10 protein-coding genes are annotated in these 13,283 nt (G+C 64.1%); 4 read left to right on the forward strand and 6 right to left on the reverse strand.

The annotated features are described in order from the left end of the window. Positions 1-27: 27 nt before the first annotated feature. From pta to OEG79_RS04275, 3 genes are read right to left on the reverse strand one after another with little or no spacing between them, the layout of a single operon-like run. Entirely contained in the window at positions 28-2,121 is a 2,094-nt protein-coding gene (gene pta / locus OEG79_RS04265; RefSeq protein WP_264147586.1) for a phosphate acetyltransferase, read from the reverse strand. Positions 2,122-2,124: 3 nt separating this feature from the next. Then, on the reverse strand, positions 2,125-3,315 hold the full coding sequence (locus OEG79_RS04270) for an acetate kinase (RefSeq protein WP_264147587.1): 1,191 nt from the start codon (positions 3,313-3,315) through the stop codon (positions 2,125-2,127). Next, positions 3,316-3,600, reverse strand: a complete 285-nt coding sequence (locus OEG79_RS04275) for a DUF3565 domain-containing protein (protein ID WP_264147588.1) — start codon at positions 3,598-3,600, stop codon at positions 3,316-3,318. 11 nt (positions 3,601-3,611) lie between these two features. On the opposite strand from OEG79_RS04275, the gene OEG79_RS04280 reads away from it, so the two are divergent. The 4 genes from OEG79_RS04280 to clpB all read left to right on the forward strand — a co-directional run bounded on the left by OEG79_RS04280 (position 3,612) and on the right by clpB (position 8,299). After that, positions 3,612-4,097 carry an FKBP-type peptidyl-prolyl cis-trans isomerase gene (locus OEG79_RS04280; protein WP_264147589.1) on the forward strand — a complete coding sequence of 162 codons (486 nt, stop codon included), beginning with the start codon at positions 3,612-3,614 and terminating at the stop codon, positions 4,095-4,097. Between the two features lie 150 nt (positions 4,098-4,247). Beyond that, a complete protein-coding gene (locus OEG79_RS04285) occupies positions 4,248-4,733 on the forward strand; it encodes a glutathione peroxidase (protein WP_004424465.1) in 486 nt (161 codons plus the stop codon). A gap of 132 nt (positions 4,734-4,865) precedes the next feature. Further along, the gene (locus tag OEG79_RS04290) at positions 4,866-5,603 is read left to right on the forward strand and encodes a nitroreductase family protein (protein WP_264147590.1); all 738 of its coding nucleotides are present in this window, start codon (positions 4,866-4,868) and stop codon (positions 5,601-5,603) included. Positions 5,604-5,734: 131 nt separating this feature from the next. Beyond that, a complete protein-coding gene (clpB, locus tag OEG79_RS04295; RefSeq protein WP_264147591.1) occupies positions 5,735-8,299 on the forward strand; it encodes an ATP-dependent chaperone ClpB in 2,565 nt (854 codons plus the stop codon). Positions 8,300-8,484: 185 nt separating this feature from the next. Here clpB and dld read toward each other — a convergent pair whose 3' ends face one another. From dld to OEG79_RS04310, 3 genes are all read right to left on the reverse strand, one after another. Further along, positions 8,485-10,215 carry a D-lactate dehydrogenase gene (gene dld / locus OEG79_RS04300; protein WP_264147592.1) on the reverse strand — a complete coding sequence of 577 codons (1,731 nt, stop codon included), beginning with the start codon at positions 10,213-10,215 and terminating at the stop codon, positions 8,485-8,487. A gap of 4 nt (positions 10,216-10,219) precedes the next feature. Further along, the gene (gene lldD / locus OEG79_RS04305; RefSeq protein ID WP_264147593.1) at positions 10,220-11,359 is read right to left on the reverse strand and encodes an FMN-dependent L-lactate dehydrogenase LldD; all 1,140 of its coding nucleotides are present in this window, start codon (positions 11,357-11,359) and stop codon (positions 10,220-10,222) included. Positions 11,360-11,445: 86 nt separating this feature from the next. Further along, the gene (locus OEG79_RS04310; RefSeq protein WP_264147594.1) at positions 11,446-13,137 is read right to left on the reverse strand and encodes an L-lactate permease; all 1,692 of its coding nucleotides are present in this window, start codon (positions 13,135-13,137) and stop codon (positions 11,446-11,448) included. Positions 13,138-13,283 lie beyond the last annotated feature (146 nt).

Raw genomic sequence — 13,283 nt, forward strand, 5'->3', positions numbered from 1 at the left:
GCTTGGCATCTTGCTCGGTGCGGCTGTTCAGCTCGGCAGGTTGGCCGCCTGGATCGCGGTGAGCGCGATGGTGTAGACGATGTCCTCGACCAGGGCACCGCGTGAAAGATCGTTCACCGGCTTGCGCAGGCCCTGCAGCATGGGCCCGACGCTGATGCAGTCGGCGCTGCGCTGGACCGCCTTGTAGGTGGTGTTGCCGGTATTCAGGTCGGGGAACACGAACACCGTGGCGCGGCCGGCCACCGGACTGTTCGGCGCCTTCTGCCGGCCTACGCTGTCGATGGCGGCGGCATCGTATTGCAATGGGCCGTCGAGCAGCAGGTCCGGGCGTTTCTCGCGAGCCAGGCGGGTAGCCGTGCGCACCTTTTCCACCTCTTCGCCGCTGCCCGAGTCACCGGTGGAGTAGCTGAGCATGGCCACACGCGGTGGAATGCCGAAGGCCTGTGCCGAGCTGGCGCTCTGCAGGGCGATCTCGGCCAGCTGCTCGGCATTCGGGTCCGGGTTCACTGCGCAGTCGCCATAGACCAGTACCTGGTCCGGCAGCAGCATGAAGAACACCGAGGACACCAGGTTGTAGCCGGGGGCGGTCTTGATCAGCTGCAGCGCCGGGCGAATGGTATTGGCGGTGGTGTGGACGGCGCCGGACACCAGGCCGTCCACTTCATCCAGGGCCAGCATCATGGTGCCGAGCACGACCGTATCTTCGAGTTGAGCTTCGGCCATCGGGGCATTGAGCCCCTTGCCCTTGCGCAGCTCGACCATCGGCTCGATGTAACGGCCGCGAATCAGATCCGGGTCGAGAATCTCCAGGCCTTCCGGCAACTCGATGCCCTGAGCCCGGGCCACGGCGTGCACCTCTTCGGGCTTGGCCAGCAGTACGCAGCGGGCGATACCGCGGGCCTGGCAGATGGCGGCGGCCTGCACGGTACGCGGCTCGCTGCCTTCGGGCAGGACGATGCGTTTGGCAGCGGCCTTGGCCCGCTGCACCAGCTGATAACGGAATGCCGGTGGCGACAGGCGCAGTTCGCGCGGGGTACCGCAGCGGTTGGCCAGCCAGTCGTGGTCGATGTGGCTGGCGACGAAATCGGAGACCTTGCCCGCGCGCTCGCGGTCGTCCAGCGGGATTTCCTTGTTCAGGCGGTTGAGGTTGGTGGCGGTGTCATAGGAACCGGTGCTCACCGTCATCACCGGCAGGCCGTTGGCCAGCGCGCCCTGGCACAGTTCCATGATGCGCGGATCAGGCGCGAAGTCGCTGCACAGCAGCAGACCGGCCAGGGGTACGCCATTCATCGCCGCAAGGCAGGCGGACAGGATGATGTCGTCGCGATCACCCGGTGTCACCACTAGGGTACCGGGCTTGAGCAGCTGCACGCTGTTGGCCACGGCACGGGCACAGAGCACGATCTTCATCATGCGCCGCTGCTCGTAGTCGCCGGCGTTGAGAATGCGGGCACCGAGCAGTTCGGCGATGTCCTTGGTGCGTGGCGCGTTCAGTTCTTCCTGCCAGGGGATGCAACCCAGCAGACGGAAGTTTTCCGTCTTGAGCAGCGGCGAAAACTCTTCCAGGCGCTCGGCGAAGGCCTCGATGCCGTCCTCGCTACGCACCTTGTTGAGAATCACGCCGAGCACTTTCGGATCCTTCGGGCCGCCGAACAGCTGCGCCTGGATCTCGATGCGGTCGGACAGTTCGGTGAGGCTCTCGTCTTCCGGGGCGCTGACCAGGATCACATCGGAGTCCAGGCTCTTGGCCAGGTGGAAGTTGACCCGTGCGGCGTAGCTGGCGTGACGCGTCGGTACCATGCCTTCAACGATGACCACGTCCTTGTCGGCGGCAGCCTGCTGATAGAGGCTGATGATCTCCTCCAGCAATTCATCCAGCTGGCCGTCTCCGAGCATGCGTTCGACATGGCTGAGCGGCAAGGGCTTGGGCGAGTTCAAACCGTGGGTGCGTGCGACCAGTTCGCTGGAACGTTCCGGGCCGAGGTCACCGGCATGCGGCTGGGCGATAGGCTTGAAGAATCCGACCTTGAGACCGCTGCGCTCCAGGGCGCCGACCAGCCCCAGGCTGATGGAGGTGAGACCGACACCGAAACCGGTGGGGGCGATGAAGAAGGTATGCATGAATTAACCTCGGTCGAGCAGGGCAAGGGTATCGAGGGCTATCTGCCGCTCTTCGTTGGTCGGCACCACCAGCACGCGGGTGTGGCCGTCGGCGTGGATGGCGCCCGCGACGCCACGCACGCAACGGGCGTTGGCCTGAGGATCGAGTTTCAGCTTGAACAGGCTCAGGTGCTCGAGCGTCTTGCTGCGGATCAGCGCCGAGTTCTCGCCGATACCACCGGTGAAGATCAGTCCGTCGAGACGACGCAGTGCGCAGCTCATCGCCGCCAGCGATTTGGCCAGGCGGTAGCAGAACACTTCGATGGCCAGGGTGGCGCCAGCGTGGCCCTGCTCGCGGGCCAGCTCCAGCGTGCGCATGTCGTTGGACAACCCGGACAGGCCGAGCAGGCCGCTGTCCTTGTTGAGCATGCTGTCGATCTGCTCCAGGCTCCAGCCCAGGGTGCGCGACAGGTGGCTGTGCAGGTTGGGATCAACGTCGCCGCTGCGCGTGCCCATTACCAGACCTTCCAGAGGCGTCAGGCCCATGCTGGTGTCGCGGCTGTGGCCATTCTCCACGGCGCAGGTGGAGCAACCATTGCCCAGGTGGGCCACCAGCCAGCTGCTGGCATCGAATGCCAGGCCGCTCATTTGCGCAGCCTTGTGGCTGACGTAGCGGTGGCTGGTGCCGTGGAAACCGTAGCGGCGCACGCCGTGCTCGGCATACAGCGCGTGCGGTACGGCGTAGCGATAGGCGTGCTCGGGCAGGCTCTGGTGGAAGGCGGTATCGAACACCGCCACCTGCACCAGGTTGGGAAACAGCTTCATCGCGGCTTCGATGCCCTGCAGGTGGGCCGGATTGTGCAGGGGCGCCAGAGGGGCAATATGACGAATCGTCTGCAGAGTGGCAGCATCCAGGCGCGTGGCACCGGCGAAATGTTCGCCACCATGCACCACGCGATGGCCGATGCCGTGTAGTTCACCGGCAGAAGCCTGCTGCACGATGGGCAGCAGGTGCGACAGGGCCAGGCGATGATCGGCCCCGGACAGCACCAGGCTGTCCCTGTTTTCGCCCAGTTGCCAGTGCAATACCGCTTCGGGGCTGCCCAGGCGTTCGGCCAGGCCGCTGAGAATGAAGGTCTCCTGCGCTTCGTTGACCAGGGCGAACTTGATCGACGAACTGCCGCAGTTGATCACCAGAATGTTGCGTGCAGACATTTAAGCTTCCTTGAAGTCATCGTTCGACCGATCCATGGCGCACCAGCCGCAGGGGAAGAAACTGCCCTGTCTGGCCTGGCGCTGCTGGGGATCGAGTACCCAGGGGCGATTCTGCCAGGGCGGTCGGTGGCGCACATGCTGAGTATGGCCACAGGACAAGACTGCCACCCAGTCGCCGTGCTCGTCCTGACGAAAATCAAGGATACGCACAGCCCGTTTGTCCGGGCTCGGGTCGCAATCCAGCCCGGCCTTGGTTAAACTTGACCGTTCATTACTCTTTTGCAAAAGGTCTCCCCATGCTGATCGCCGCCAACAAGGCCGTCTCCATCGACTATACCCTGACCAACGATGCCGGTGAGGTGATCGACAGCTCTGCTGGCGGCGCGCCGCTGGTTTATCTGCATGGTGCCGGCAACATCATCGTCGGCCTGGAAAAGGCCCTGGTCGGCAAGAAGGCCGGTGACGACGTGGAAGTCTCCGTCGAGCCGGAAGAAGCCTACGGCGAATACAGTGCCGAGCTGGTCGCGACCCTGAGCCGCGCCATGTTCGAAGGCGTCGACACCCTGGAAGTGGGCATGCAGTTCCACGCTTCCGGCCCGGACGGCAGCATGCAGATCGTCACCATCCGCGATATCGACGGCGACGACGTGACCGTCGACGGCAACCACCCGCTGGCCGGCCAGCGCCTGAACTTCAAGGTCAAGGTGGTCAACGTGCGCGATGCCAGCGAAGAGGAAGTGGCGCACGGCCATATCCACGGTGAAGGTGGTCATCACCACTGATTGATCCAGGCGACTTGCGGTCGTTCTTTTCGGGCGAACCGCTGCTAAGCTCAATCATGCGATCAAGGCGCCTCAGGGCGCCTTTTTCATGCGTCGCAACCGGCGGGGCGGCTTGGCCCTGCTGCACTGGATTCGCTGAGGAAGTTCGTCATGAGTGCCTTTCACGATCTCAATCTGCGTGCGCTGGATGGCCAGGAACTGCCATTGGCGCCCTACAAGGGCCAGGTGGTGCTGGTGGTCAACGTCGCCTCGAAATGCGGCCTTACGCCTCAGTACGCCGGGTTGGAAAAGCTCTATCAGCAATACAAGGGCAATGGCTTTACCGTACTCGGTGTGCCCTGTAATCAGTTCGCCGGCCAGGAGCCGGGCAGTGAGGACGAGATCCGCTCGTTCTGCAGCCTCAACTATGGTGTGACCTTCCCGTTGGGAAGCAAGCTGGAGGTCAACGGCCCCGGTCGTCATCCGCTGTATCGCCTGCTGGCAGGCGAGGGTGCGGAGTTTCCCGGCGACATCACCTGGAACTTCGAGAAGTTTCTGGTCGGTCAGGACGGCCGTGTGCTGGCGCGCTTCTCGCCGCGCACCACGCCGGACGATCCGGCCCTGATCCAGGCCATCGAAAAGGCGCTCGGTCTCTAGGCCTTGGCTCCTGCGCGCTCGATCCGGGGCGCAGGGGGAGGCTAAACGGCCAAATCCACGGTCATTTCCTTCCGTACTCTTGTTCGCAGGGCCGCCCGGTTGCTTAATCGGGCGATTGCCCAGGAGTACGTCATGACCAGCTTTCCCAACGAGCAAACACCTGCCATGGCCTCGCCGGCCGAGTTGCGTGCCCTGATCGAGAGCCGCCGCGCGGTGCGTCGTTTCACCACCGAGCCGGTGCCGGACGCGGTGATTCGCGATTGTCTGGAGCTGGCCGTGCTGGCGCCGAGCTCCTGCAACCTGCAGCCCTGGAGTTTCCAGGTGATTCGCGATGCCGCTCTGCTGGCGCAGTTGCACCCTGTATGCATGAGCCAGAACGCCGCCCGCGCGCCCCTGATCATTGCCGTGCTGGCGCGTCCGGACACCTGGCGTCAGGCCTGTCGCAACGTCATCGAACACTGGCCTGAGGCCGAGGTGCCGGCAAGGATCCGCAGCTTCTACAGCAAGACCGCACCCTTTCAGTACAACCAGGGGCCATTGGGCCTGCTGGGGTTGTTCAAGCGGCAGCTGGTGCGCCTGCTGGGGCTGCGCAAGCCGCTGATGCGCAAGCCCAACAGCAAGGCCGACATGCGCCTGTGGGCAGTGAAGTCCACCGCGCTGGCGGCGCAGAATCTGATGCTGGCGTTTCAGAGTCATGGCTATGCCACCTGTCCGATGGAAGGCTTCGATGAGGTGCGCCTGCGCCGCGTGCTGGACATTCCGCGCCAGGCCATCCCCATCATGCTGCTGGCCGTCGGGCGGCAGGGCGAGAAGGGCGTGTACAACCCGCGCCTGCGTTTTCCGCTGGAGCAGCAGGTCACCTGGCTGTAAGCAGGTTTGACCTGGATCAAATGGCCTCGTCTTGAATACGGCGTAATCGTCCTTATCTAGTCTTCATCTCGGCGGGTGTCGTTATTCGGGGTTCTTTTTTCCCGGCCCGCTCTTCTGGAGGAAGGACATTTATGCGTATCGATCGTTTGACCAGCAAGCTGCAACTTGCACTCTCCGACGCCCAGTCGCTGGCAGTGGGTATGGATCACTCGGCCATCGAGCCTCTGCACCTGATGCAGGCGCTGCTCGAACAACAGGGCGGCTCGATCAAGCCGTTGCTGATGCAGGTCGGCTTCGACATCAACAGCCTGCGCCAGGGCCTGACCCGTGAGCTGGATCAACTCGGCAAGCTGCAGAACCCTACCGGCGACATCAACCTGTCGCAGGATCTGGCGCGCCTACTCAACCAGGCCGACCGCCTGGCGCAGCAGAAGGGCGACCAGTTCATTTCCAGCGAGCTGGTGCTGCTCGCAGCCATGGACGAGAGCACCAAGCTGGGCAAGCTGCTGCTCGGCCAGGGTGTGTCGAAGAAGGCCCTGGAAAACGCCATCGCCAACCTGCGCGGCGGCCAGGCGGTCAACGACCCCAACGTCGAGGAGTCGCGTCAGGCGCTGGACAAGTACACCGTTGACCTGACCAAGCGTGCCGAGGAAGGCAAGCTCGACCCGGTGATCGGTCGTGACGACGAGATTCGCCGCACCATCCAGGTGCTGCAGCGCCGCACCAAGAATAACCCGGTGCTGATCGGCGAACCCGGCGTGGGCAAGACCGCCATCGCCGAGGGCCTGGCCCAGCGCATCGTCAATGGCGAAGTGCCCGATGGCCTCAAGGACAAGCGCCTGCTGTCGCTGGACATGGGCTCGCTGATCGCCGGCGCCAAGTTCCGCGGCGAGTTCGAGGAGCGCCTGAAGGCCGTGCTCAACGAGCTGGGCAAGCAGGAAGGGCGCATCATCCTCTTCATCGACGAGCTGCACACCATGGTCGGGGCCGGCAAGGCCGAGGGCGCCATGGATGCCGGCAACATGCTCAAGCCGGCTCTGGCCCGTGGCGAGCTGCACTGCGTCGGCGCGACCACGCTGGACGAGTACCGTCAGTTCATCGAGAAGGACGCCGCTCTGGAGCGACGCTTCCAGAAGGTGCTGGTGGACGAGCCGAGCGAGGAAGACACCATCGCCATTCTGCGTGGCCTCAAGGAGCGCTACGAGGTGCACCACGGCGTGAGCATCACCGACGGCGCGATCATCGCCGCGGCCAAGCTCAGCCATCGCTACATCACCGACCGCCAGCTGCCGGACAAGGCCATCGACTTGATCGACGAGGCCGCCAGCCGCATCCGCATGGAGATCGACTCCAAGCCGGAGGAGCTGGATCGTCTCGATCGCCGCCTGATCCAGCTGAAGATCGAGCGCGAGGCGCTGAAGAAGGAAGACGACGAAGCGACCAGAAAGCGCCTGGAGAAACTCGAGGACGACATCGCCAAGTTGGAGAAGGAATACGCCGACCTGGAGGAAATCTGGAAGTCGGAGAAGGCCGAGGTACAAGGCTCGGCGCAGATCCAGCAGAAGATCGAGCAGGCCAAGACCGAACTGGAAGCCGCGCGCCGCAAGGGCGATCTCAATCGCATGGCCGAGCTGCAGTACGGGGTGATTCCGGATCTGGAGCGCAGCCTGCAGATGGTCGATCAGCACGGCAAGAGCGAGAACCAGTTGCTGCGTAACAAGGTCACCGACGAGGAGATCGCCGAAGTCGTGTCCAAGTGGACCGGCATCCCGGTGAGCAAGATGCTCGAAGGCGAACGCGAGAAACTGCTGAAGATGGAAGGCCTGCTGCACCAGCGGGTGATCGGTCAGGACGAGGCGGTGGTCGCCGTGGCCAACGCCGTGCGCCGTTCCCGTGCCGGGCTGGCCGACCCAAACCGGCCGAGTGGCTCGTTCCTCTTCCTCGGCCCGACCGGCGTCGGCAAGACCGAGCTGTGCAAGGCGCTGGCCGAGTTCCTCTTCGACACCGAGGAGGCGCTGGTGCGCATCGACATGTCCGAGTTCATGGAGAAGCACAGCGTCGCCCGTCTGATCGGTGCGCCGCCTGGCTACGTGGGTTACGAGGAAGGCGGCTACCTGACCGAGGCCGTGCGCCGCAAACCCTACTCGGTGGTGCTGATGGACGAGGTGGAGAAGGCTCACCCCGACGTGTTCAACGTGCTGTTGCAGGTGCTGGAAGACGGCCGCCTGACCGACAGCCATGGCCGCACCGTGGACTTCAAGAACACGGTCATCGTGATGACTTCCAACCTCGGCTCTGCGCAGATTCAGGAGCTTGTGGGTGACAAGGAAGCGCAGCGCGCCGCGGTGATGGATGCGGTGGGCAGCCACTTCCGTCCGGAATTCGTCAACCGTATCGACGAGGTGGTGGTGTTCGAGCCTCTGGGCCGCGAGCAGATCGCCGGCATTGCCGAGATTCAGCTGCAGCGCCTGCGTGGTCGCCTGGCCGAGCGCGAGCTGAGCCTGGGGCTTACCCCGGAGGCTCTCGACAAGCTGATCGCCGTCGGTTACGACCCGGTGTATGGCGCCCGCCCGCTAAAGCGTGCAATCCAGCGCTGGATCGAGAACCCGCTGGCGCAGCGCATCCTGGCTGGCGACTTCGCGCCGGGGGCGACAGTGCAGGCGAAGGTGGAGGGTGAGGAGATCGTCTTCGCCTGATCGGATGCTGCGTAAACACCAAGGCCCGCCAAATTGGCGGGCCTTTGCTTTTGTAGCCCGGATGAAATCCGGGAAATCGGTGTCAGGCGCCGGGCTACGGGCTTGTGGGAGGGACTTCAGCCGCGACCGTCGCCGCTAAAGCGCCTCCCACAGTGGAGGCTGTTCGCCCGTGATTACCCCAGTAATCAATGCTCCTGCCCGCAACAGCCACCCCAATGCTTCTTCTTCGAGGTATGGCCGATGCCCGGGTTGAAGGTGTTGGTCGGATCCAGCTCGCGGTAGAAACCGGCCAGTGCAGGTTTGGCCACGTACAGATGGCCCACGTTGTGTTCGGCCGGGTACTCGGCGCGGCGCTCGTCCAGCAGCTTCCACATCTGGTGCTCCATCGCGATCGGGTCATTGCCCTTCTTGACGATGTAGTCCTGATGGAACACATGGCAGAAGAAATGCCCGTAGTAGAGCTTGTGGATTATCTGCTCTTCCATCTCCTGCGGCAGCGTCTCGACCCAGTCGCGATCATTGCGGCGCAGGGCGATGTCCAGCGCGAGGATATCCTCGACGCTGCTGCGGTGCGCCTCGCGGTAGCGGATCGCTGCGCCGGCAACGGCGAAGCGATGGAGGAACGCCTTGCGCCCTTCCTCTGCGTCGCACTCGAAGTAGCTGCCGCTGGCGCTGTTGCCAAAGTAATCGCTGAGGAAGGCGCGGGTCTGCTCCAGGGTATCGTTGGACACCCGCACCAGCAGGTGATGCTCGAAGCGGTCACGGTACTCGCGCATGCGCGCCGGCAGGTGGCTGGGTAGCAGGTTCATCAGCGCCTGGATCACCTTGTCGGTGATGCCACGCAGGCCGAAGCGCTCGAAGAATCCGTCGACCCGGCTCTTCATGGCGAAGGCGGCCGGCACCCTGGCCGTGCCGAACCTGTCGATCACCAGGAAGGTGTCCTTGCCGTATTTTTCACCGATATCGAAGGCGGTGCGATGGATGTACTCGCCGGCGATCGGCAGGCGCGGCAGCTTGGCCAGCAGATGACGGCGCACTTCGGTCAGGTCGTGCGGATCGTTGCTGCCGATGTAGAACACCGTGCTGGGCTCCTTGGGGAAGGTGTCCAGACGTACGGCGAACAGGCACAGCTTGCCGGCCGAACCGGAGGCTTCGAACAGGCGCGAAGGGTCGGCGTTGAAGCGGGCCGGAGTGTCGGCGTCGACATCGCGGACGTGCTCGCCGTAGCGGGCGTCGGAGGCCTTGGCCGTTTCTTCGTTGCGCACCTGTTGCGGCGTGTAATCACCGTTCTGCAGGCGGGTGAGAATTTCTTCCGGGGTGTTGCCCAGATCGATTCCCAGGTGATTGACCAGCTCCAGCGAGCCGTCATCCTTCACTTGCGCGTACAGCGCCAGCTCGGTGTAGGCCGGGCCGCGGCGCACCAGAGCGCCACCGGAGTTGTTGCAGATGCCGCCGAGTACCGAGGCGCCGATGCAGGACGAGCCGATCACCGAATGCGGTTCGCGATTCAGTGGCGCCAATGCCTGTTCCAGGCGGTCGAGGGTGGCGCCGGGCAGGCATACCACCTGCTGGCCGTCGTTGATCAGCTGTACGCCGGTGATGCGCAGGGTGCTGATCAGTACGATCTCGCGGTCGTAGTCGTCGCCATCGGGGGTCGAGCCACCGGTCAGGCCGGTGTTGGCTGCCTGCATGATGACGATGCGGTCGGCCGCGACCGCCGCCTGCAGGACGCGCCACTGTTCCAGCAGCGAGCCCGGGCGCACCACCGCCAGCACGTTGCCTTCACCGGTGCGATGGCCCTTGCGAAAGCGCCGTGTCGATTGCTCATCGGTCAGCACGTGGCTGGCACCGACGATCTGGCGCATTTGCCCCAGCAGAGTGTCACGGGTGACAGAGGTGGGGACGGCGGCGGTCATTGGATCAACGCTCCTTTACCAGCAGGTCCGAGGTGATCTCGGCGATGGACTTGGCACCGGTCAGGACCATGGCCACCCGCATTTCCTTCTCGATCAGGTCGAGCAGGTTGCTCACGCCGGCACCGCCGGCAGCGGCCAGGGCATAGAGGAAGGCGCGGCCAAGCAGCACGGTGTCGGCGCCGAGGGCGAGCATGCGTACCACGTCCAGACCGGTACGGATGCCGGAGTCGGCGAGGATCTTCAGATCACCCTTGACCGCGTCGGCGATGGCCGGCAGGGCGCGGGCGCTGGACAGCACGCCATCGAGCTGACGACCACCATGGTTGGAGACGATGATGCCGTCCGCGCCGAAGGTCACGGCGTCGCGCGCGTCTTCGGGGTCGAGGATGCCCTTGATCACCATCGGGCCATCCCAGAAGTCGCGGATCCATTCCAGGTCCTTCCAGGAAATCGACGGGTCGAAGTTGGCGCCGAGCCAGCCGATGTAGTCGGCCAGGCCGGTCGGATTGCCGCGGTAGGCGGAGATGTTGCCCAGGTCGTGCGGTTTGCCCAGCAGGCCGACATCCCAGGCCCACTGCGGGTGAGTCATGGCCTGCAGCATGCGTCGGAACGGCGCGTTCGGGCCGCTCATGCCGGAATGGGCGTCGCGATAGCGCGCGCCGGGTACGGGCATGTCCACGGTGAACACCAGGGTCGAGCAGCCGGCGGCCTTGGCGCGCTCCAGGGCATTCTTCATGAAGCCGCGGTCTTTCAGCACATAGAGCTGGAACCACATCGGCCGGTTGATGGCCGGCGCCACTTCTTCGATAGGGCACACCGAAACGGTCGACAAGGTGAAGGGGATTCCCTTGGCATCGGCGGCCTTGGCAGCCTGAACTTCACCGCGGCGGGCGTACATGCCGGTCAGACCGACTGGCGCCAGGGCCACCGGCATCGACAGCTTCTCGCCGAACAGCTCGGTCTCCAGGCTCAGGTCGGACATGTTTTTCAGCACACGCTGGCGGAGGGCGATATCCGACAGGTCGGCCACGTTGCGGCGCAGGGTGTGTTCGGCATAGGCACCGCCATCGGCGTAGTGGAACAGGAAGGGAGGCAGCTTGCGTTGAGCGGCGGCGCGGTAGTCGGTAGAGGCAGAAATGATCATGGGCTCATCCTGTTGCTGAAAAGGGGAAAGCGTAGCCTGACGGCAAGAGCCCCGGCGTGGCCGGGGCGCTTTTCGTGTGGCGAGGGTCAGTGCACCAGCGGGTCGCTGACTCCCAGCACATAGATCGCGATCATTGCGATGATTCCGGTGAACAGCACGTAGTACAGCGTCGGCCAGATGGTCTTGCGCAGGGTACTGCCTTCGCGGCCGAGCAGGCCAACGGTAGCCGAAGCGGCGACCACATTGTGGATCGCCACCATGTTGCCGGCTGCAGCGCCCACGGCCTGAACCGCGACGACCAGCGCGCTGGAGATACCCAGGCTGCTGGCGACGCCGAACTGGAACTGGCTGAACATCATGTTGCTGACGGTGTTGGAACCGGCGATGAAGGCTCCCAGCGCACCGATGCTCGGCGCCAGCAGCGGGTAGATCCCGCCGACACTGTCGGCCACCCAGTGGGCCATGAGGATCGGCATGCTGGCCAGCTCGGCACCGTTGACGCCGGAGTTGATCAGGATGCGCACCATCGGCACGGTGAATAGAAGTACGAAGCCGGCACTGAGCAGTACGCTGGAGGATTCCTTGACCGCCTTGCCCAGATCACGAGCCTTCATGCCATGCAGGAAGAACGTGGCCAGGACCACGGCGATGAGAATACCGCCGGGCAGATAGAGCGGCTGGAAGTTGGCGCTGACGCCGGCTTCGCCGAGCAGGTCGGGGAAGTTCACCACTACCGCTTTCAGGGCGTTGCCGACCTCCGGGAAGACGCGGCTGACAACCAGCAGGGCGCCGACCAGTACGTAGGGCAGCCAGGCGCGCAGTGCGCTCATCGGCTTGGCGGTCAGCTCGTCCAGTTTCATCTCGACGGTGCCCAGCCACTCGCTCGGCCACTTGTCGGCTGGTGCGAAGTCCCAGGTCTTCTTCGGCACCAGGAAGCCGAAGCGTGCGGCGCTGGTGACGATCGCCAGGCCGATCAGCCCGCCCAGCAGCGACGGGAATTCCGGACCGAGGAATAGGCCGGTGAAAACGTACGGCACGACGAAGGCCAGGCCGGCGAAGATGGCGAACGGCAGCACTTCCAGGCCGGCTTTCCAGCTTTTCTCCTGACCGAAGAAGCGGGTCAGCATCATCGCCATGATGGTTGGCATGACCACGCCCACGATGGCGTGGATGATCGCCACTTCACTGGTGATCAGTTGCATGAACTGCGCCCAGGACGAGCCCTGTTCCACCAGTTGTGCACCGATGGTGGCGGTGTCCAGGCCGGTGTTGATACCGACGATGATTGGCGTGCCGACGGCGCCGAAGGATACTGGCGTGCTCTGTACCAGCATGCCCATCAGCACGGCGGCCATGGCCGGGAAGCCGATGGCAACCAGCAGCGGCGCGGCGATGGCCGCCGGAGTACCGAAGCCCGAGGCGCCCTCGATGAAGCAGCCGAACAGCCAGCCGATGATGATGGCCTGGATGCGGCGATCAGGGGTGATGGTGGTGAAGCCGGCGCGAATCGCGGTGATGCCGCCGGAGTGCTTGAGGGTATTCAGCAGCAGGATCGCACCGAAGATGATCCACAGCAGACCCAGGGTGATCAGCAGACCCTGCAGGGTGGAGGCGAGAACCCGGTTCAGGGTCATGTCCCAGGCGAACAGGCCGACTGCGGCAGTAAGCAGGTAGACAAGCGGCATGGCGTGCTTGGCCGGCCAGCGCAGACCGATCAGCAGGATGGCAGCCAGCAGGATTGGCGAGAACGCCAGCAGGGCGAGAATTCCGTTGGACATCGGGACTTACTCCACACGAGCGCGCGCTTGGCGCGGCAGGGATGAGGCGTTATCGAAAAGACTTGCAGCGCATAGGGCTGTCATGGCTAGACCTCGATGGTTTGTTGTTTTTATTGGCTTAATTGGTAATACCAATTTACAAAACA

The organism is Pseudomonas sp. Z8(2022) (genome assembly GCF_025837155.1).
GTDB lineage: Bacteria > Pseudomonadota > Gammaproteobacteria > Pseudomonadales > Pseudomonadaceae > Aquipseudomonas.